Below are 19,917 nucleotides of genomic sequence, written 5' to 3'. Positions count from 1 at the left end.
TGACATTTCGGTACGAATAACACGAGGAGATCTGCGTCGGGATGCACGCCGGGTCCGTGGCCGGATCCGCCCGCTCCTGAGGCAACCCTCAGCGATTCAGATCACTGCCCACCCGGCTACAGTGCGGCGGAAGATAGGGGTAGTCTCAGACGGACTGCATAAGTTACCGCTTAGTAATTTCGGGTAGGCCTGAAGAACGAACAGGTCACCCCGACGAAACCCCTCGCAGGCCCGAGGAGCCCCCATGCAACTCGCCGCGATCATCGTGTCGCTGGTACTGACCGTGATCGGCGTCGCGCTGCTCGCACGCGCGATCGGCCAGTTCGTCCGGTACTTCAAGCTGGGCCAGCCGGTCCCGGCCGGAACCCGGACCGACAATCCCTACCAGCGCAGCGTGACCCTGGTGAAGGAGTTCCTCGGCCACACGCGCATGAACCGGTGGGGCATCGTCGGTGTCGCCCACTGGTTCGTCGCCGTCGGGTTCCTGACGCTGCCGCCGACCCTCGCCCAGGCCTTCGGCCAGCTGTTCCAGGCCGACTGGGTGCTGCCGGTCATCGGTGAGTTCCTGCCGTTCGAGCTGTACATCGAGTTCATCGGCGTGATGACGATCCTGGGCATCGCGGTGCTCATCGCGATCCGCCTGCTGAACCTGCCGAGCCGCCCGGGCCGCAAGTCCCGCTTCGCCGGCTCCAAGGCGGGCCAGGCGTACTTCGTCGAGTACGTCATCCTGACCATCGGCCTGGCGATCTACGTGCTGCGGGGCCTGGAGGGCGCCCTCCACCACGTCGACCACTACGAGGCGTCGTACTTCGCGTCGTACCCGCTGGTGCTCGCGTTCAAGGGCCTGAGCGTCTCCGCGCTGCAGAACCTCGTCTACTTCGTCGCGATGATCAAGATCGGCACCTCGTTCATCTGGATGATCGTGGTGTCGCTCAACACCAACATGGGTGTCGCCTGGCACCGCTTCCTCGCCTTCCCGAACATCTGGTTCAAGCGTGAGGCGAACGGCGGCACGGCCCTCGGCGCGCTCCAGCCGATGACGTCGGGCGGCAAGCCGATCGACTTCGCCGACCCGGGCGACGACGACGTCTTCGGTGTCTCCCAGGTCGAGCAGTACTCCTGGAAGGGCCTGCTGGACTTCTCCACCTGCACCGAGTGCGGCCGCTGCCAGTCGCAGTGCCCCGCCTGGAACACGGGCAAGCCCCTCTCCCCCAAGCTGCTGATCATGTCGCTGCGCGACCACGCGCACGCCAAGGCGCCGTACCTGCTGGCCGGCGGCGGCAAGACCATGGAGGGCGAGGAGAAGGCGTCCGAGGAGCAGCTCGCCTCGGTGCCCGCCGCGGCTCTCGCGGAGGCCGAGCGCCCGCTGGTCGGCACCGCCGAGGAGAACGGCGTCATCGACCCGGACGTCCTGTGGTCCTGCACCACCTGCGGCGCCTGCGTCGAGCAGTGCCCGGTGGACATCGAGCACGTCGACCACATCGTCGACATGCGCCGCTACCAGGTGATGATCGAGTCGTCGTTCCCGTCCGAGGCGGGCACGATGCTCAAGAACCTGGAGAAGAAGGGCAACCCCTGGGGCCTGGCGAAGAAGCAGCGCCTGGAGTGGCTCAAGGAGGTCGACTTCGAGGTCCCGGTCGTCGGCAAGGACATCGAGGACCTGTCCGAGGTCGAGTACCTGTACTGGGTCGGCTGTGCCGGCGCCCTGGAGGACCGCGCCAAGAAGACCACGAAGGCCTTCGCGGAGCTGCTGCACATCGCGGGCGTCAAGTTCGCGATCATGGGCGGCGACGAGAAGTGCACCGGTGACTCCGCCCGGCGTCTCGGCAACGAGCCCCTGTTCCAGGAGCTCGGCATGGAGAACGTCATGGCGCTGAACATGGCGTTCGGCGAGGAGATGGACGACGAGGGCAAGGTCGTCGCCGAGTCGGCGAAGCCCAAGTCGGCCAAGAAGATCGTCGCCACCTGCCCGCACTGCCTCAACACGCTCGGCAACGAGTACCCGCAGCTCGGCGGCGACTACGAGGTCATCCACCACACGCAGCTGCTCCAGCACCTCGTCGACGAGGGCAAGCTGATCCCGGTCACGCCGGTCGAGGGCATCATCACGTACCACGACCCGTGCTACCTGGGCCGCCACAACAAGATCTACACGCCGCCGCGCGAGATCATCGCCGCGGTTCCCGGTGTCCGCAACGAGGAGATGCACCGCCACAAGGAGCGCGGCTTCTGCTGCGGCGCCGGTGGTGCGCGGATGTGGATGGAGGAGCGGATCGGCAAGCGCATCAACAACGAGCGCGTCGACGAGGCCCTCTCCGTCAACCCCGACATCGTCTCGACGGCCTGCCCGTTCTGCCTCGTCATGCTCACCGACTCGGTCAACGGCAAGAAGAACGACGGCAAGGCGAAGGAGTCCATCCAGGTGGTGGACGTCGCCCAGCTGCTGCTGGACTCGGTGAAGACGCCGGTCCAGGCGGAGGCCACCGACGACGGCGACGACGGCGAGCCGCCGGCCGGCACGGCGGACTCTACGAGCGCGCCGGAGCCGGAGCCGGTGAAGTAGGCAGTTCCAGCCGGTTGTTCCGACGGTTTCGACGCCCCTTGTCCCGAGTCATCGGGCGGGGGGCGTCGGCGTTCCACGACTGCTGCCGTACGGGTGGCACGGGCAGCCGCAGCGCGGCTGGAGCAGGATGCCGAGGGCGAAGGGGAGGGGCAGGTCCCGGGTCTGACGGCAGTGGGTGTGAAGGTCCTGGTAACCGGGGTGGGCGGCGAGTGTGCACTCGGGGGACGAGCCCGACTGGTCGGCGGGCCTCATGGAGAACAGTCCGAGGGCCCGTCGCCATGTGCCTGGTCCCGGCTCTCGGCGATACGGAGGATGTCCCGCAGGGCCTCGGTGAGACGCTCGGCTAGGAAGCGGAGTTGGGCCTCGGTGGCGTCGGGGAGCAGGTCGTCGGCGTGGGCGAGGAGTTGGGCACCCGTGTCGAGCTTGGTCGCTTCGGCGATGTCGGCCAGGCGGGACACACGTCCGCCGTCGTTGTCCGTGATCAGGAAGCACGGCTTGGCCTCGGGACCGGTCCAGGGCAGGAGCCGGAGCGTACGACGCGGGTCGGTGCGCATCAGGCGGCCTCGCTACCGGCGGCCGGATACAGTTCCGCGCCCTGCCGTGCCGATGGGGCGTCGCCCTGTGGGCGCCACTGTTGCTGTTCGTGGGCGACGAGGTAGGGGCGCGCCGCGACGGTGGAGGTGCCGTCGATGACGACCTCCGCGCAGTAGGGGCTGCGGTGGTCGGGGAGAGGGTGGAACCACGGAGCGGAGACACCGGTTGCGGGGAGCGTTTCGCATAAGGCGTGACGGTGCGCCGGACGGAGCCGGCATGAAAGGCCCACCCAGGCGAGGAGACGACGCAGGAGCTCGGTCATGGCGTGACCGTATCGCTATTCGCGAAAGGCGGCAAGGTCGAGGGGCTGCGTTCACCCTGCACCCCTGGCCACCAAGTCGCTTACCGTGTAAAGCGGCAAGGTCGAGGCGAGCGTCAGTTGTGGGAGGACATCGTGAGCGCGAGCAGGTGGATCAGTACGTCGATGCCGTACCTGACGCCCCGCGAGCAGGGACAGGGCGACGCCTGGAGCGCGGACGCGGCCGCCCGGGGCAGGCGTGGCTCCCAGCGCATCGCCCATGCAGGAGAGGTGCCCGCTCCGGCCGAAGTCGCGCAGTTGCTCGGGCTTCACGACGGAGAACCGGTCGTCGTGCGACGCCGCCTGATCCTCCTCGACGACGAACCGAACGAACTGACCGACACCTACTACCCCACCGCGATCGCACGAGATACCCCTCTTGCCGCAACGGCCAGGATCCGGGGCGGAGCTGTCACCCTGCTCGCCAATTTGGGACATGTCGGCGCCCTGGTCAGGGAGGACGTGACCGCCGGCCTGCCGGACGAAGACGAACAGGAGGCCCTGGGACTCACCGCGACGGATCCCGTCCTGCGCTTGACCAGGCTCACCCTGAGTCACGACGACCGGCCGATTCAGGTGGACCGTATGGTGATGCCCGCCCAGCGCCAGCAGTTGCGCTACGAGATCAGAATCGGATGACCGTGCCCAAGGCAGAACCGGAAGCCCACGACCGCCGCTCACTGCACGAACGGATCGCGGCCGACCTGCGCGACGACATCATGACCGGCGAACTGCCGCCGGCGCGAACCTGCCCTCCACTGCACAGCTCAGGACCCGCTTCGAAGCCTCCAACGCCACGATCCAGAAGGCCCTGCAACTCCTCAAGGACGAGCGCTTGGTGGTGGGACGAGCAGGTGCGGCGGTGACCGTACGCGAGCACAGGCAGCGGACGATACGCCCTGACACATCCCTCACACCGGCAGCAGCCGACGAGCCCTACCCCTGGCTGGCCGAGGCCGCCAAGCACGGCAGGGACGCCCGCATCACGCTCCTCGACGTGACGGAGACGAGCGCGCCGGCGGACATCAGGGCCGCTCTCGGCCTCAGCGACGACGACACGGCCGTACTGCGCAGCCAGTTGCTGCTGATCGACGATGAGCCGGCGGAACTCGTGCGGTCCTACTACCCGTTGGACATCGCCCGGAGTACGCCGTTGATGGAGCGGCGCCGGATCAAGGGCGGCACCGCGACCCTGCTCAGGGAACTGGGGCACGCACCCCACCATTGTGTGGACCGGGTCTCGGCCCGGGTCCCCTCGCAGGAACAGTTCGAGGCCCTGCGTCTTCCCGGCAGCCTGCCGGTCCTGTGCACACTTCGGGTCGTCCACGCCGCCGACGGTCGCCCGATCGAAGCGACCTCGATGGTGAAGGCCGGGCATCTCTACGAGTTGCAGTACGAGTTCGTGCCGGAGTAGGCCCCCTGCCCCCTCGACCGGCCTGATCCGGGGTAATCACGCTGATGTCGGGACGAGTTCGCCCTCGACCCCCTACCGTCTTGCTCCGTGACAGCGACCATGCGGGGCGTCGACCAGGGGGCTCTCACCGCCACCACCTTCACCACCGTCTTCGTCCTGGTCATGGACGAGGGTGAGTACGACCTGCTGAACGGGGTCGTGGGGCTCGTCTGCGCGCTCATCCTGCTCGCCTACTACCGGCCGCTGCCCGCGGAGACGCCGTTCGATGCCCGCTCCGGCGCCTGCGCGTTCGGCGCGGTCGCCGGGCTGCAAGTGGCCAGCGGTGTCTCGTGGCTGGCCCAACTCGCCGTCGGCCAGCGGTGTCTCGTGGCTGGTCCAACTCGCCGTCAACGGGGCGGTCGGCAAGGGGGTCCTGGAGCTGAGCGAGGAGTGCCGCGACAAGAGCCGGTGCCTCGGCGACGAGGCCGATCTCTATGTCGTGATCGTCTGGGCCGTCGCTGCCGTGGTGCTGGGCTACAAGCACTACGAGCGCTTTCCGTACGGCCCGCCGTCCGCGTAGGCATCGCCGGCGCTGTCGGCCCGCCAGTGGTCGCCGTGCGAGACGGATGCACCGGGCCAGGCCACATGGTCCTGACCCGGTGCAGCTCAGTCCCCGGCCGACTGCGCCTTGTCCGCCGGCGCGGCGATGTCGGTGGTGTCTTCGGACGGTGGCGGTTCGACGGTCACCGGCTGGTTGACGTCGAGGAAGGTGACGGTCATGTCGAGGGGGTCGCCGTCGATGAATTCGAGCGGCTTGCCCTCGGCACCGCCCCGTGTGGCACGGGTGTCGCCTCGCATGCGGAACTGCCGTGTGCGGTCGGCGTCGTCGATCCACAGGTCCATGGTGAGCGTGTCATCGATGCGCAGCGCCGTGAACTGATCCAGGCTCTCGATATGGCGCTCCCGGGCCGCCTTGTTCGCGGCGGCGTCACGGGCCGCGCTGATGCCTTTCCAGGTGACCGTTCCTCTGTAGTGAGTGGTCCGGGTGCCGTCGACCGTCTGCGTCCCGAGCTTCCGCACGTCCTTGGCGGCGGTCAGGATCCTGGACTGCACGACCGGACTGCCCTCCAGCTGACTCGGCAGTACGCGGTAGGAGTTGTTGTCCACCGCGCCACGGCCCCACACGGCCGGGCCGGCGCTGAACCAACTCTTGCCGTCCAGTTTGCCGGAGTCGACCGCGCTCCCGCCCGCGTACATCACCTCGTCGACGAACCGGACCTCCAGCCGGCCGTCCTCACCGTGGTCGGCCGTGGTGATCCGCATGCTCATGGCCGACGGTTCCGTGGTCATGGAGGCTTCGGCCTCCAGACGGCCCGTCTGCGGCACGGTCCCGGTGATCCGATAGTGCAGCGAGGTGATGTCCTCGGAGTTCGTCGCGGCCTTCGCCACGACCGCCCTGGGCGTCGCCTCGGTCGAACTCTCCTGCGCGGAGTCACTCCCCGAGCCCTCCCCGCAGGCGGCAGCTCCCCCGGCGAGCAGCACGGCGGCGCACGTCGCGCTGCTCGCGAGTCTGCGCAGACTCACCGACATCAGCGGCCCACCCGCACGACCGCCGACGTCGCCCCGCGGAACGACTCCGTCTTGTCGAACTGCGCGCGGTAGTAACCCCGGCGCCCGTCCGCGATGTCCGCGGAGAAGGCGTGGCCCTCACCGGACCAGGTGGCCTGCGCCGTCACCAGGTCCGTCCAGCGCTTGCCGTCGCGCGAGTACTGGATATGCACCGGGATGTCCGCGGGCGTCCAGCCGTCGGGGAAGTCCATGGCGCCCTCGACGCGCACGCCACCGTCCTCGGTGCGGGCGGCCGAGAACGAGGTGAAGGCGGAGGCCCGCAGGACGGTGATCTCGGCGCTGTTGGCGGAGGCGGGGGCGATGAACGGGTCGTCGCTGTGCGAGGCCACGCGGAAGGTGCCGGTCTCCCCCGGGGTGTGGGTGAAGGTCGTGGTCCTGCCGTCGGCGCCGGTGGTGAAGTAGCCGACGCTGGCCCACTGGCCGCCGGATGAGGCCTCGTAGAGGACGCCGCCGCTCTGGCCCTCGAAGGGCACCCAGCCCTGCGGGGTCTCGCGCTCCAGCGTCGCCGTGACGGTGACCTCGTCCCCGTAGTCGATCGTCCTGGCTTCGGCCGGGGCCTGGAAGGTCCAGCGCGTGGCCACCTGGCGGATGCCGATGCGCGTCGACTCGGACTCGCCGTACAGGACGTACGGGTTGGCGTTGTCGTGCCGGAAGACGGCCTGGACCGGCACCGCGTCGTTCACGGTGACCGTGCCGGAGAAGCGGCCCTGCGCGTCGGTGCGGACGGTGTTCTCCGTCCAGTTGTCCACGTCGAGGTCGACCTGGTGGTCGGCCAGGGCCTTCAGCTCCCGGGTCGCCGGCCAGCGGCCCTTCAGCGTGCCGTCGATGCGCACCTGGCGATGGTCGGTGTCGATCTCCGTGCGGTCGGGGCGGACGTCCTCGAAGACCGCGGCGATGTAGTAGGCGAGGGTGCCCGCGGAGTTGTCGACGTCGCGGTCGCCGTCGGCGTCCGTCGCCTCGATGCGGACGGTGTAGCTGCCCAGGTCGGGAAGGTCCAGGGGCTTCTTGGTGCGCCACACGCCGTTGTCCGCCGTGCCGGAGACCAGGTCGAACGCTTCGGTCTCCACGACGGCGACCTCCTGCTGCGTGGCCGCGGAGACGAGATGGGCCCGGATTCCCGTGATGGCGCTGTCGGAGCTGATGCCGACCTCCAGGGTGCCGAGATCGCCCGTGGCGCTGTGCGCGTACCGGACGTCGGGAGCCTGCGGCTCCGCGGCGTCGGCCGCCGGAGCGCCCGTCACCAGGAGTGCGATCACACCGATGGCGGCCGAAGCCGCCCGAGTTCTGGACAAGATCCCCCCACAGGATGAGTCGAAGCCGTGTACTCGGCTGAACGCCCTTTCTATCGCACGGGATTGGCGAGGGAGCGGGAGTTTCGTTTCGGGGCGGCGGCCCGCTTTCCGGTCGGCGCGTGCGAGGAGCATGGGACCTTCGCGGAACCGCCGAACGCACCGGCCCGTGGCACGACGGCCGTGTGGTTGGCAGGATCCTTCCATGCAGTTCGACGATCACGGCAGTCTCGACGACGCCTGCGTCCGGCGGCTCGGCGAGAAGGCCGGCCGGCAGTTCGCCGCCATGGCGCGTCGCGGTTTTCGGCTGGTCCCCGCGGCGGACGGGGCCGGGTCGACGGGCCGGTGCCGGCTCGGCGGTGCCGCTCTCCTCGAACCGGGAACCCCCTGGCCCGAACTGAGCGGTGTCCCGCTGTCCCTGCACGCCGTTCTGGACACGGACGTCCTCGCCACCTGGCTGGGTCCCGAACTGCCCGTGCGGCCGGGCCTGCTGAACTTCTTCTACCTGGATCCGGACCTGCCGTACGAGGAGTACCGCAAGCTGGACGTCTGTCAACCCGGGGCGGGGCGCGTCATTCCCGCCGCCCCTGAGCGGGCCGTCCCGGTGACGGCGCCCGAACCCGCGCGGAGTTACCCGGCGAGGCCCGTCCGTGCGGTCGAGGTGGCCATGCTCCCCGACTGCTGGGACGTCGAGGACGGCGACCTGGACTACGACAGGGACGAGCACTGGGGAGCGGCGTCGCTGTTCCTCACCGAGTGGGCGGATCTCGACGGCAACACCGCCGGCAGCCACTGCGCCTTCGGCTGGCCCGACACCTCGCACACCTTGCCGGTGTCGCCCCGGGACGCCGACGGCCCGGCCGTCCACCTGCTCCAGCTGGCCGAGGACCCCGAACTCGGGTGGGGCTGGGGCGACGCCGGGACGCTGTACTTCACGATCCCGGTCGGGGCGCTCGCGGCCGGCGACTTCCGCAGGGCGGTGGCTCAGGTCCTCTGCGGTTGACACCGGCGGCGGACGCCGCATCCCCTGCCACCTGGGCTGACCGCGGGTAACCGGTGGCGGGGCGGTGGCAGTGCGGTTCTGCGGTGCGGTGGTACGGAGCAGCGATACGGGGGCGCACTCAGGGGCGCACGATATTCGCGAATGCATGCTCCGAGCGCGACACGTCGGGCCCGGCCTTGCCGTGAAATGTGAAGATCACAATCCCTTGCTGTTGCAACCTGATCGCAGTTGACTGAGCGTCACCCTCTAGCCATAGCTGCGCGTTGCCCAGCTCACATATCTCGAATCAGTAAATGGGGTTCCGTTCAGCGAATAATTGTTGAACCATGAAGGTCCACAAATGAGGGGGGTTTGTGAAGATCGCCGGTTGCGCTTTGCGCACGGTCGGGCAAGGGGGCCCGGCAGACCGGTGACGCGGCGGTGGTGCCGTTCCCACGCCGCTTCTCACGCAGTACCACGCCACGGCTGCCTGCCTCAGGAACAGGGAGCCGTACTTCAGGGGTGAGGAATCCACATGCACATATGTGTGCTGGGGCAGGGTTATGTCGGCCTGCCGCTGGCCGTGCGGGCCGCCGAGGCCGGGCACACCGTGACCGGTTACGAGCCCGACCGCGCGCGTTGCGCGGCGCTGGCCGCCGGATCGTCGTACGTCGAGGACATCGGTGACGAGCGGCTCCGGGCGGTGCTCGGCACGGACGCCTACTACGCGACCTCCGACCCGCAGGACCTCAAGGGGTTCGACGTCGCCGTCATCACCGTCCCCACACCGCTCACGGACCGTGCCCCGGACCTGAGTTGCGTACGGGACGCCGGCCGGGCGCTCGCCGAGTGGGTCGAGCCGGGCGCGACCGTCGTGCTCGAGTCGACGACCCACCCCGGCACCACGCGTGACGTCCTCGTCCCGCTGCTGGAGGAGGGCTCCGGCCTCGTCGCCGGACGGGACTTCCACGTCGGGTTCAGCCCCGAGCGGATCGATCCCGGCAACGCCGACTGGCGGTTGGAGAACACACCGAAGATCGTCGCCGGCCTCACCGAGGGCTGTCTGCGGCGGGTGAAGGGCTTCTACGACACCGTCACCGACGTCACCGTGCCCGCCTCGGGCCTGGAGGAGGCCGAGCTGGCCAAGGTGTTCGAGAACACGTACCGGCACGTCAACATCGCGCTGGTCAACGAGCTCTCGCGGATGGCGCACACGCTCGGCGTCGACGTCTGGCACACGCTGGAACTGGCCGCGACCAAGCCCTTCGGGTTCACCAAGTTCCTGCCCGGGCCCGGGGTCGGCGGACACTGCCTGCCCATCGACCCGGTCTACCTCAGCCACCACGTGAAGTCCCGGCACGGGCAGACCTTCCGTCTCATCGAGCTGGCCCAGGACATCAACGAGAGCCAGCCGGACTACGTGGTCCGCCGCCTCCAGGACGCCCTGAGCCGCCGCTTCCGCCGAAGCGTCCACGGGGCACGGATCCTCGCGCTGGGGGCGGCCTACAAGCCGGGCACTTCGGACGCCCGTCAGTCACCCGCCGTCGAAGTCACCGACCGGCTGCGGCAGATGGGAGCTGACGTGACCGTCGTCGATCCGTATCTGCCCGAGACGGACGGCGGTTGCCGCGACATCCCGTTCGGGTCGACGTCCGCGGCGGCGACCGTCGGCGACTTCGACGCCGTCGTCCTGCTCACCCCGCACGGCGAGTTCGACCTAGCCCGACTCGCCGACGAGGCCGCTTTCGTGCTCGACACCCGCGGCGTCATGACCGCCGCACCCCACATCGAACGGCTCTAGAGAGCCCCTAAGGAAGAGGTACAACATGTACGGACAGAACGGTGTGGGCGCCGCGATCGGGACCGCCACGGGCGGAGCCGCGCTGGCCGCGACCGGCGGAACCGCGCTCGGGTGGATCGTGCTGGCGGCCATGCTCCTTGTGATCGGCGGTGTCGCCGCGTTCCGCATGGCGACCCGCGGCAAGCGAGTGACCGCTTGAGCGCGTACCGGAACCGTACGCCGCGGGTGAGGCTCACCGCGGTGACCGGCGTGGTGGTGGCGGCTCTGGCCGCCGCCACCGTGGTGGTGCACATCCAGTCCAAGAGCCCGGTGCTGACGTTCTACTGGTGGCTGGGCATGGCGGTGATCGTGCTGTGCCTGGTGTCCTTCCTGAAGGGCCGGTCCTTCACCCACCTCCCCATCGCCCCGGGCCGGACGGTGGCGATCATCCCGGCGTTCGAGGAACCCACGGAGAACCTGCACCGCACGGTGCGGTCACTGCTGGCGCAGACCCACCCGGTCGACGAGATCCACGTCATCGACGACGGCTCACGTCAGCACCCCGTCGAGCCCTTCGACCACCCCCGGGTCTTCTGGCACCGGCAGGACAACAAGGGCAAGCGCGGTGCGCAGGTCACCGTGCTCCAGCACCTCCAGGAGCAGGGCAGGCGTTTCGACTTCGTCCTCACCATCGACTCCGACGGCGAGCCCTTCCCGGACGCCCTGGAACAGCAGCTGCGGGCCATGAGCAACCCGCGAATCCAGGCCACCACCGGCATGATCTACATCCGCAACTTCGAGGAGACCTGGGTCTCCCGGGCCGCGGACATCGACATCGGCACCTCGTGCGTGATGATGCGCTCCTCGCGCTCCATGCTCGGCGCCCTGGAGACCACATCGGGGGCCCTGGCCCTCTACCGTGCCGAGTTGCTCTACGACCACCTCGACGCCTACGAGGTGGAGTGCGGCACGGGTGACGACCGCTGGCTTGCGCTCAGGGCGCTCATGCGCGGCGAGGTCGTGGCCGTCAACGAGGCCGGGGTGGTCACCGACATGCCGACGACCCTGAGGAAGACCTACCGGCAGCGGCTGCGATGGGCCCGCTCCTGGTGGTGGATGCTGCCGTTCGTGTTCGCGCGGCTGTCGCTGAAGCAGCTCATATCGCCGACGTTCGGGTTGCTCCAGCTGGTCATCACCCCGGTGATGCTGGCCTGGATCGTCGTCATGACGCTCCTGACGCTGGGCGGGCGGTACCACAACCCGGGCATCGCCCTGGTATATCTCGCTGTGTACCTGGTGGTGCGCTTCGGCCAGTCCGGGCTCTACGTGCTGATGCGCCCGGACATGACCGCCCGTCAGCGCTGGCACTCCTGGCTCGTCGGCACCCCGGCCGCCGTGTTCATGAACATCGTGTTGCTGTGCCCGACCCGCTACTGGGCGCTGTTCAAGCTGCGGGACAACGCGTGGCAGTCTCGGGGGCTGACGGCGAAGACGGTCCTGCCCAGGGCCGGCTCGGCGGAGACGGGCAGGCCAGCAGGTCTTGCCTCGTAGCAGCGCTGGTTGAGTTTTGAAGGTTCCATCGGTGCCGCGCCTGGGATCAGATGGTTATCACGGCGTGACATCCCCACAATTATCGGACATAGAGGCCGGAACCGTGGCTTCCATCACAGCCTGTCCGATCTTGGTCTGCTTCTGTTGATCTCGACCACACACGTACGCGCGTCTCTTCCGCCCTGCCAGGGCGGGCAGTCGCGCGGGCGCGCAGTACCCATGAGAAACACACGGGACAGATGTTCACCAGAACGACCCACCGGACCCTCTTCACGCGCGGCACCGCCATGCTCGTGTCCGCCCTCACCGCGGGCGCGATCTTCACCGCGAGCACCGGTGCGCACGCGGCCGAGGCCACCCCTCGCACGGCCGCTCCGGTCTCCGCCGGTATCACCGCTCCGGCCTCCGCCGTCGCCGACGACGCCGACGACGCCCAGTGGGAAGCCCTGCTCAACTCGATGCTGTCCGTACCCGAGGACGTGCTCGCGCAGGGCGACGAGGCAGCCGCCGCCTACCTCAATCAGCAGCAGCAGAACCGGAAGCCAGGGCAATCGCTGGTCGGCTTGGGCTGGCCCGGCTTCGGCTGCCTGGGCGCCGTCGCGGTCGCCATCGGCACCAACCTCCTGCCCGCCGCGAAGATGGTGAAGATCGTGAAGGTGGCGAAGCGCGTCGGGGTCAAGCGGATCGTGAGCGCGATCAAGGCCATCCGCAAGGGCAAGGGACACACACTCGCCAACGACCTCCAGTGGGTCGGCGCCCAGCTCCTCGGGCTCGAAGGCGTCAAGGCAGCCTGCCACTAGCGACGATCGGAGGCATATCCATGCTGGCAGCGAAGATCGTCTTCGTCTGCGAAACCCTGCTGGTCGTCACCGGCATCATCTGGACGCTCGCCGTCGTCCGCACCGGGGCGAGGGTCGCCGGGGCCGAGCGTCCGCGGCTGGGTCTCATACAGCCCACCCGAGAGCTGCTCACCGCCGCGGCGCTGAGCCTCGGCGCGGGGTGGGCCGTCACCCGCCACACCGTGCCCGACCTGCTGTCGCTGGCACTTTTCGGCATCGTCATGCCGGCCATGGCCGGCATGGCCCTGGCGCTGATCATCCGCCAGGAGGAGTCCCCGCTGCGCAGCGCCCGCGGCTGGCCGGTCCTGCTCGTGCCCGTCGTCGGCGGCGCGACCGCCGGTCTGGCACCTCAGCTGTTCTGAGCCAGGAGCAGCCGTGACCTGACATGGGACAGCCGTGTCCCGACACGGAACAGCCTGCCCGGCGGGAGCTCGTCCCGCCGGACACGATCGTGCGGCGAGCAGCGAGCAGCGAGCTGTGGAGGACGGTGCGCCCGAACCGCGGCCTCCCGGGTCGAAATGCGCATCCCGCCCGTACCGCTCGGCGACGGAGCCCGGCCCTCTCGGCGCCCCGGAAATTAACCGAACTCACGTACAACCCTTACGTCCCTCCAGGGGTCTCTTGATCGCCGACCAGGCGTGAACGCCCGGGCAACGCCCGGCCAACACGGCCGGTGCGGCCCTCCATCGACTGTGGATGTCCGCCAGACATCCCCCGCATGCAGCAGGAGACCCCGCATGCAGCAGCACGAGCGCCCCGCCGGGCGCCGTCCCGCGTCCGCCCACCCGTCCCGGCGTTCCCGCGTGCGGCTCGCCCTGGCGACCGCCGCCGCGGCCGCGCTGACCGGCACGCTGCTCTCGGCCGCGGCCGGCCCGGCGACGGCCGCGGACGGCACGCACGCCCCGCGGGCCGACTTCAACGGCGACGGCATCGGCGACGTGGCGTTCTCCGCCTCGGGCGCGTACGTGAGCGGCAAGAAGGACGCCGGGCAGCTCGTCGTCCTGTACGGCACGAAGACCGGTGTGTCCGCCGCGAAGCGGTCCGCGATCAGCCAGAACACCACCGGCAATCCGGGCACCGCCGAGACCGGCGACGTGTTCGGAGCCGACAGCGCCTTCGCCGACTTCAACGGCGACGGCTACGACGACCTCGCCGTCTCCGCGCCGATGGAGGACGTCGGCAGCGACAAGGACGGCGGCGCCGTCGCGATCCTGTGGGGCTCGGCCCAGGGCATCACCGGCAAGGGCGTCTCGATCGCCGACGCGGCCCCCACCAAGCACGACCGGTGGGGCCGGAACCTCGCCGCCGGCGACTTCGACGGCGACGGCAGGGCCGACCTGGCCGTCGGCAACACCTCCAACGTCGTCTACGTGCTCAAGGGCGGCATCAGCGCCTCCGGTACGGCGGTCGAGGGGCGGTACAGCGTCAAGGCCCCGGTCCAGGCGTCGGGCGACGGCTCGGGCCCGCTCAACATCACCGCGGGCGACGTCAACGGCGACCACCGCACCGACCTGGTCGTCGACGGCTTCGAGACCTCCACCGGCCAGTACTGGAACACCAACTACCTCCTGCCCGGAACGGGTTCGGGCCTGTCCGCCGCAGGCGCGCAGCCGCTGAAGGCCGGTGTCATCACCGGGATCGGCGACGTCAACGGCGACGGGTACGGCGACATCGTCACCGGCATGCACTGGAACAAGACCGACGACGGGGTGACCTTCCCCGGGGCCTCCGACGGCGGCAAGGTGTGGATCACCTACGGCGCCGCGGACGGAGTCGGCTCCACCACCGGCATCACCCAGAACACCGGCAACGTCCCGGGCAGCTCGGAGAAGAACGACTACTTCGGATACGAGCTGGACCTGGGTGACGTCAACGGTGACGGTTACCAGGACCTCGTGGTCGGGGTGGCGGGCGAGGACATCGGGTCCGTCGCCGACGCCGGTCAGCTCGTCGTGCTGTACGGATCGGCCGCGGGCATCAACACCTCCACCGGCACCCAGTCCTTCGCGCAGAGCACCGCGGGCGTCCCCGGCTCGGACGAGAAGGGCGACTTCCTCGGCACCGACGTGAAGCTCGACGACGTCACCGGCGACGGCCGCGCCGACGTACTGGCCGGCTCGTACGAGAACGACGGCAACGGCGCGGTCCTCTACCTGCCGTCCAACGGCACGAAGATCACCGCCACGGGTTCGCGCAGCGTCTCCCCCGGTGACTCGGGCGTCTCGACGACGGGCTACCCCAACTTCGGCGCGAACTTCGCCGACTGAGCCGCCCGCGCCGACCGGGCCCACCCCTGTCGACCGGGCCCACCCCTGTCGACCGAGTCCGACCCTGCCGACCGAGCCCCCCTCGCCGGCTGAGCCACCGCGTGGCGATCGAGCCGTCCCACGCCGGCTGAGCCACCCCCCGCCCCCGCCGCCTCCCCGGCGGGGCCCGGAAGCCACCGACGGCGCCCGAGCCCCCGCCCCGGCGGAGCCACCCCGCATCCCCTTCGGGACCGGCCCCCCAGACCCGGTCCCCTCCCCACCCGGAGTCCCACCTTGCGCAAGCGCACCCTCCTGATGGCCGCCGCCCTCACCACCGGCCTCCTCTCCGCCGCCCCCGCCACCGCCGCCCCCTCCGGACTCGCCGGGGACTTCAACGGCGACGGCTACCGGGACATCGCGACCGGCGCCCCGTGCACCAACGTCGGCTCCGCCTCCTGCGCCGGTGCCGTCGTCGTGCTGTACGGCTCGGCGTCCGGCGTGTCGGCCACCCGCAAGGCCGTCATCACCCAGAACTCCACGGGCGTACCCGGCACCGCCGAGTCGGGCGACCTTTTCGGCGCCTCCCTGGCCACCGGCGACCTGGACCGCGACGGCTACTCCGACCTCGTGGTGGGCGCCACCAGCGAGAGCGTGGGCGACCGGGACGCCGTCGGCTCCGGCACGGTCCTGTGGGGCGGCAAGTCGGGCCTGACCAGCGGAAAGGGCCTGCCGCAGCCCAGCACCCTCTCCGAGTACGGCGGCTTCTCCCAGGGCATCGCCACCGGCGACTTCGACGGCGACGGCGACCTCGACGTCACGCTGACCGGCCAGAGCCACACCCGTCTCTACCAGGGCCCCTTCACCAGGACCGGCGGACCGCTGACCCACTCCCGCGTCGGCGAACTCGGCACCACCTACGAGGTGATGGCGGGCGACCTCACCGGCGACGGCGCGGCCGAGCGCGTCTACCCGTTCACCGTGGACGGCGACTCCGGCGGCGAGATCCTCTACTTCCGCTGGAACGGCATGTCGCACAAGATGGCCGAGCTGCCGAACGCGGACGGCACCCAGGGCGCGATCGGCGACATCAACCACGACGGCTACGGCGACCTCGTCCTCGGCGACTCCGGGGACCCGTACGACCTCAAGCCCGGCGGCCACAAGGGCGGCCAGATCACCGTCTGGTACGGCGGTCCGGACGGCCCCGACCCGGCGCAGCAGCCGACCGTCGTCCACCAGGACACGGAGGGCGTGCCCGGCGCGGGCGAGCCGGACGACGGATTCGGCACGTCCGTGAGCACCGGCGACATCAACGGCGACGGATACGCCGACGTGGCGGTCGCCGCCCCGGGCGAGGACCTCGGCTCGGCGTACAACGCCGGTTCGGTGACCGTGCTGTTCGGCTCCGCGTCGGGGCTGAGGACCAGTGGCGCGAAGTCGTACACCCAGGACACCGCCGGGGTGCCCGGTTCCGCCGAGTCCTGGGACCAGTTCGGATCCGCGGTCGACCTGACCGATGTGACGAAGGACGGCAAGGCGGACCTGTCGGTCGGCGTCGACGGCGAGAACTCCACGGGCGGCCTGTGGTTCCTGCGCGGCTCCGCCTCCGGCCTGACCACCAGCGGCGCCCAGGGCCTCACGACCACCGCCGTCGGCCTCAAGTACGGCGCCAACTTCGGCTCCGCCATCGCCCAGTGACGCCCCGTCCCCTTCCCCGTGAGGCACGTACCTTCATGCGCACCCGTATCGCTTCCACCGTCCTCGCCGCGGCCCTGACCCCGCTCGCGCTCGCCCTGTCCGTCCCGGCCGCACACGCCGCGCCGGCGGCCGCCCCGTACGACTTCAACGGCGACGGGTACGCCGACCTCGCGATCGGCGCGCCGGGCGCCACGGTCGCCGGACAGGCGCGGGCGGGTGCCGTGTCGGTGGTCTACGGCAGCACGAGCGGCCCGAAGAGCTCCACGCGGACCCTGCTGACGCAGAACACGGCCGGGATGCCGGGCACCGCCGAGGCCGACGACGCCTTCGGTTCGGCCCTGTCCTCCGCCGACCTGAACACCGACGGCTACGCCGACCTGCTGGTCGGCACACCCGGCGAGGACGGCAGCGACAACAACGACGGCACGGTCACCATCGTGTGGGGCAGCGCCTCCGGCCTGTCCGGTGCCCGCTCGCTGTTCAGCTTCTTCAGCACCGACTACGACCGCTATGGCCAGGCCCTGGCCGCGGGCGACTTCGACAACGACGGGGACGTGGACGTCGCGGTCGGCTCCACCGGCCCGGTCACCCTCTCCCTCGTGGCGGGCCCGATCACCAGGACCAGCGCCTCCAACGGCGGTTCGGGCACGGGCTGGGCGTCCGCGAGCGGCATCACCCATCTCTCCTCCGGCGACGTCACCGGCGACGGCCACCCCCACGTGGTCCTGCACGGCCGCACCGCACGCGACGGCGCCGCCACCACCGCCCTGGCCGACATGAAGATCAGCAACTACACCGACTGGCTGCAGCGACTGCCCGCCGGTTACGTCTCCGCCGTCGGCGACATCGACGGCGACGGCCACGACGACATCGCCGTGGGCAACGACCGGGAGTCGTCCGCCGACCCCGGTGGTGCCCTCGGCGGCAAGGTGACCGTCGTCTACGGCGGATCCGAGGGCCCGGACCCGGACCGCGCCCCGCTCGTCCTCACCCAGGACACCGCCGGTGTGCCCGGCGCCGCCGAAAAGAGCGACCGTTTCGGCAGCGACGTCTCCCTCGGCGACATCGACGGCGACGGGTACGCCGACCTGGCGATCGGCACCGCGGGTGAGAACAGCTCCGCCGGTGCCGTCACCGTGCTCTACGGCTCGGCGTCCGGACTGACCACCAAGGGCGCCACGTCGTACACCCAGAACACCGCCGGTGTGCCGGGTGCCTCCGAGGCGGGGGACCGGTTCGGCGAGCGCGTCACGCTCACCGACCACACCGGCGACCGCCGCGCCGATCTGTCCGTCTCCGCACCGGGCGAGAACGCCGGCGACGGCGCCGTCTGGTCCCTGCGCGCAACGGCGACCGGCCCGACGACCTCCGGCTCGACGAGCTTCGGCCCGGGCACGACCGGCATCTCCACGGCCGGCACGCCCGGCTACGGCACAGCGCTCAACTTCTGACCACGCCCCACCGCCCGACCCGACGGCCGGCGCCCGACGGCAGCCGGCCGACCGGGCGACGGCCCACCGGGCGACGGCCCGACGACCACCGACGACCACCGACGACCTCATAACCGAACACCCGACGACGCAACGGGGACCCTGATGCGCAAGCGCACCCTCCTCCTGGCCACGGCCCTCACCACCGGGCTGCTCACGGCCCTGCCCGCGACGACGGCCACCGCCGCACCCGCCGCCGGCCCCACGGCCGACTTCAACGGCGACGGCTACGGCGACGTGGCCTTCGCCGCCCCCTACGCGAAGGTCGACGGCCAGGGCATGGCCGGCTACGTCGCCGTGGTCTACGGCGGCGCCACCGGCCTCGACCCGGCCAAGCACACCGTGATCAGCCAGAACACCGCCGGTGTGCCCGGCGCGGCCGAGGCCGAGGACAGCTTCGGCGAGGCGATCGCCCCGGCCGACCTCAACGGCGACGGCTACACCGACCTCGCGGTGGGCTCCCCCGGCGAGGACGTCGGCGACGACGGCGACGGCGGCTCCGTCACCGTCCTGTGGGGCTCCGCGAGCGGCCTGAAGAACGGCACCACGGTGAAGGACCCGGCGGTCTCCGCGCACGACAACTGGGGCAACCTGCTGACCGCCGGCGACTTCGACGGCGACGGCAAGGCCGACCTGGCCGCGAGCGCCTACGCCGACCCGTACGTCATCCGCGGCGGCTTCACCACCACCGGCACCACTGGCGCCGTGCAGCGGATCGGCACGCCCGAGACGTCGTACAGCGTCGACGCCATGGCGGCGGGCGACACCAACAACGACGGCCGCTCGGACCTCGTCCTCACCTACCGCGTCCACCTCGACTCGGACCAGTCGGGCAGCTGGTCCAAAGGCGCCGCCTACCTCGGCACCGCCACCGGCCTGGACACCTCGCTCCCCCGCCCCCTGAACGGCGGCACGTCGATCGCCGTCGGTGACATCGACGGCGACGGCCATGACGAGATCGCCCTCGGCAACGTCTTCTCCAAGGAGGACGACCACACCGGCAGCCTCGGCGGCAAGGTCGTCGTCATCCGCGGCTCGCAGGGCGGCCCGGTCAACGGCGACGCGCCCCTGGCCGAGCTCACCCAGGACTCCGAGGGTGTCCCCGGAGCCGACGAGGCGGGCGACGGCTTCGGCAGCGCCCTCTCCATCGGCGACACGAACGCCGACGGCTACGGCGACCTCGCCATCGGCGTCGTCTTCGAGGACGTCGGCACCATCGAGAACACCGGCGCCACGATCCTCATGAACGGCTCCGCCTCCGGCCTGTCGCGCACCGGCGCCCGCACCTTCACCCAGGACACCGCCGGCGTCCCGGGCTCCGCCGAGGCCTCCGACTACTTCGGCTCCGACGTTCTGCTGGCCGACGTCAGCAAGGACGGCCACGCCGACTTCACCGTCACGGCCGGTTTCGAGGACGAGGGCGTCGGCGCGATCACCGCCCTGCGCGGCTCCGCCACCGGCCCCGTCACCGACGGCGCCCGCACCTTCGGCCCGGGCAGCCTCGGCCGGACCCGCTCCTACGGCGCGTTCGGCGCCGGCCTCATCGGCTGACGAACCAGGAGACC

At 70.5% G+C, this 19,917-nt stretch carries 17 protein-coding genes and 1 pseudogene; 14 read left to right on the top strand and 4 right to left on the bottom strand.

The features are described 5' to 3' along the window. Positions 1–244: 244 nt before the first annotated feature. The gene (locus tag ACIQU3_RS11820; protein ID WP_403924594.1) at positions 245–2,563 is read left to right on the top strand and encodes a (Fe-S)-binding protein; all 2,319 of its coding nucleotides are present in this window, start codon (positions 245–247) and stop codon (positions 2,561–2,563) included. A 248-nt stretch (positions 2,564–2,811) separates the two neighbouring features. On the opposite strand, the gene ACIQU3_RS11815 is transcribed toward ACIQU3_RS11820, so the two are convergent. Further along, positions 2,812–3,117, bottom strand: a complete 306-nt coding sequence (locus tag ACIQU3_RS11815; RefSeq protein ID WP_403734719.1) for a hypothetical protein — start codon at positions 3,115–3,117, stop codon at positions 2,812–2,814. Next, positions 3,117–3,419: a hypothetical protein gene (locus ACIQU3_RS11810; protein WP_403924591.1), complete on the bottom strand. Its 303-nt coding sequence runs from the start codon at positions 3,417–3,419 to the stop codon at positions 3,117–3,119. The genes ACIQU3_RS11815 and ACIQU3_RS11810 overlap by 1 nt, the downstream gene beginning before the upstream one ends. Positions 3,420–3,551: 132 nt before the next feature. On the opposite strand from ACIQU3_RS11810, the gene ACIQU3_RS11805 reads away from it, so the two are divergent. The 3 genes and pseudogenes from ACIQU3_RS11805 (at position 3,552) to ACIQU3_RS11795 (ending at position 5,428) form a co-directional block, all read left to right on the top strand. Continuing rightward, positions 3,552–4,094 (top strand): GntR family transcriptional regulator, encoded by a 543-nt coding sequence (locus ACIQU3_RS11805; protein ID WP_403924717.1) that lies wholly within the window; start codon positions 3,552–3,554, stop codon positions 4,092–4,094. Next, a pseudogene (locus ACIQU3_RS11800) lies at positions 4,091–4,869 on the top strand (GntR family transcriptional regulator). The gene ACIQU3_RS11805 and the pseudogene ACIQU3_RS11800 overlap by 4 nt, the downstream one beginning before the upstream one ends. Positions 4,870–5,191: 322 nt before the next feature. Further along, positions 5,192–5,428: a hypothetical protein gene (locus ACIQU3_RS11795; RefSeq protein WP_403734731.1), complete on the top strand. Its 237-nt coding sequence runs from the start codon at positions 5,192–5,194 to the stop codon at positions 5,426–5,428. An 86-nt stretch (positions 5,429–5,514) separates the two neighbouring features. Here ACIQU3_RS11795 and ACIQU3_RS11790 read toward each other — a convergent pair whose 3' ends face one another. After that, entirely contained in the window at positions 5,515–6,438 is a 924-nt protein-coding gene (locus tag ACIQU3_RS11790) for a hypothetical protein (protein ID WP_403734734.1), read from the bottom strand. Continuing rightward, complete coding sequence (locus ACIQU3_RS11785) at positions 6,438–7,769, bottom strand: hypothetical protein (RefSeq protein WP_403924588.1); 1,332 nt, start codon at positions 7,767–7,769, stop codon at positions 6,438–6,440. Before ACIQU3_RS11785 ends, ACIQU3_RS11790 begins: the two co-directional genes overlap by 1 nt. 202 nt (positions 7,770–7,971) lie before the next feature. Between ACIQU3_RS11785 and ACIQU3_RS11780 the strand changes: the two genes are divergently transcribed. The 10 genes from ACIQU3_RS11780 to ACIQU3_RS11735 all read left to right on the top strand — a co-directional run bounded on the left by ACIQU3_RS11780 (position 7,972) and on the right by ACIQU3_RS11735 (position 19,903). Further along, the gene (locus tag ACIQU3_RS11780; protein ID WP_403924585.1) at positions 7,972–8,769 is read left to right on the top strand and encodes a DUF1963 domain-containing protein; all 798 of its coding nucleotides are present in this window, start codon (positions 7,972–7,974) and stop codon (positions 8,767–8,769) included. Between the two features lie 514 nt (positions 8,770–9,283). Continuing rightward, positions 9,284–10,549, top strand: a complete 1,266-nt coding sequence (locus ACIQU3_RS11775) for a nucleotide sugar dehydrogenase (protein WP_403924582.1) — start codon at positions 9,284–9,286, stop codon at positions 10,547–10,549. A gap of 25 nt (positions 10,550–10,574) precedes the next feature. Next, positions 10,575–10,748 carry a hypothetical protein gene (locus ACIQU3_RS11770; RefSeq protein ID WP_361297021.1) on the top strand — a complete coding sequence of 58 codons (174 nt, stop codon included), beginning with the start codon at positions 10,575–10,577 and terminating at the stop codon, positions 10,746–10,748. 41 nt (positions 10,749–10,789) lie between these two features. Further along, entirely contained in the window at positions 10,790–12,079 is a 1,290-nt protein-coding gene (locus ACIQU3_RS11765; protein WP_403924579.1) for a glycosyltransferase, read from the top strand. Between the two features lie 239 nt (positions 12,080–12,318). Continuing rightward, entirely contained in the window at positions 12,319–12,879 is a 561-nt protein-coding gene (locus ACIQU3_RS11760) for a hypothetical protein (RefSeq protein ID WP_403924577.1), read from the top strand. A 20-nt stretch (positions 12,880–12,899) separates the two neighbouring features. Then, the gene (locus ACIQU3_RS11755) at positions 12,900–13,280 is read left to right on the top strand and encodes a hypothetical protein (RefSeq protein WP_403924574.1); all 381 of its coding nucleotides are present in this window, start codon (positions 12,900–12,902) and stop codon (positions 13,278–13,280) included. A gap of 375 nt (positions 13,281–13,655) precedes the next feature. Beyond that, positions 13,656–15,185: a VCBS repeat-containing protein gene (locus ACIQU3_RS11750; RefSeq protein WP_403734756.1), complete on the top strand. Its 1,530-nt coding sequence runs from the start codon at positions 13,656–13,658 to the stop codon at positions 15,183–15,185. Positions 15,186–15,458: 273 nt separating this feature from the next. Beyond that, the gene (locus ACIQU3_RS11745) at positions 15,459–16,862 is read left to right on the top strand and encodes an FG-GAP-like repeat-containing protein (RefSeq protein WP_403734759.1); all 1,404 of its coding nucleotides are present in this window, start codon (positions 15,459–15,461) and stop codon (positions 16,860–16,862) included. A gap of 35 nt (positions 16,863–16,897) precedes the next feature. Next, positions 16,898–18,313 carry a hypothetical protein gene (locus tag ACIQU3_RS11740; RefSeq protein WP_403734762.1) on the top strand — a complete coding sequence of 472 codons (1,416 nt, stop codon included), beginning with the start codon at positions 16,898–16,900 and terminating at the stop codon, positions 18,311–18,313. 144 nt (positions 18,314–18,457) lie between these two features. Beyond that, positions 18,458–19,903 (top strand): FG-GAP repeat domain-containing protein, encoded by a 1,446-nt coding sequence (locus ACIQU3_RS11735; protein ID WP_403734765.1) that lies wholly within the window; start codon positions 18,458–18,460, stop codon positions 19,901–19,903. Positions 19,904–19,917 lie beyond the last annotated feature (14 nt).

The organism is Streptomyces sp. NPDC101110 (genome assembly GCF_044759525.1).
Classification (GTDB): Bacteria; Actinomycetota; Actinomycetes; order Streptomycetales; family Streptomycetaceae; genus Streptomyces.
Note: the sequence above shows the minus strand (reverse complement) of the source record. Positions and strands in the feature narration are given on the sequence as shown.

Bases quoted from the DNA above. Each gene is read 5' to 3' on its own strand.
- ACIQU3_RS11790 (WP_403734734.1), bottom strand. From the start codon at position 6,438: ATGTCGGTGAGTCTGCGCAGACTCGCGAGCAGCGCGACGTGCGCCGCC.
- ACIQU3_RS11735 (WP_403734765.1), top strand. From the start codon at position 18,458: ATGCGCAAGCGCACCCTCCTCCTGGCCACGGCCCTCACCACCGGGCTG.
- ACIQU3_RS11820 (WP_403924594.1), top strand. From the start codon at position 245: ATGCAACTCGCCGCGATCATCGTGTCGCTGGTACTGACCGTGATCGGC.
- ACIQU3_RS11760 (WP_403924577.1), top strand. From the start codon at position 12,319: ATGTTCACCAGAACGACCCACCGGACCCTCTTCACGCGCGGCACCGCC.
- ACIQU3_RS11780 (WP_403924585.1), top strand. From the start codon at position 7,972: ATGCAGTTCGACGATCACGGCAGTCTCGACGACGCCTGCGTCCGGCGG.
- ACIQU3_RS11755 (WP_403924574.1), top strand. From the start codon at position 12,900: ATGCTGGCAGCGAAGATCGTCTTCGTCTGCGAAACCCTGCTGGTCGTC.
- ACIQU3_RS11815 (WP_403734719.1), bottom strand. From the start codon at position 3,117: ATGCGCACCGACCCGCGTCGTACGCTCCGGCTCCTGCCCTGGACCGGT.
- ACIQU3_RS11775 (WP_403924582.1), top strand. From the start codon at position 9,284: ATGCACATATGTGTGCTGGGGCAGGGTTATGTCGGCCTGCCGCTGGCC.
- ACIQU3_RS11750 (WP_403734756.1), top strand. From the start codon at position 13,656: ATGCAGCAGCACGAGCGCCCCGCCGGGCGCCGTCCCGCGTCCGCCCAC.
- ACIQU3_RS11740 (WP_403734762.1), top strand. From the start codon at position 16,898: ATGCGCACCCGTATCGCTTCCACCGTCCTCGCCGCGGCCCTGACCCCG.
- ACIQU3_RS11770 (WP_361297021.1), top strand. From the start codon at position 10,575: ATGTACGGACAGAACGGTGTGGGCGCCGCGATCGGGACCGCCACGGGC.
- ACIQU3_RS11810 (WP_403924591.1), bottom strand. From the start codon at position 3,419: ATGACCGAGCTCCTGCGTCGTCTCCTCGCCTGGGTGGGCCTTTCATGC.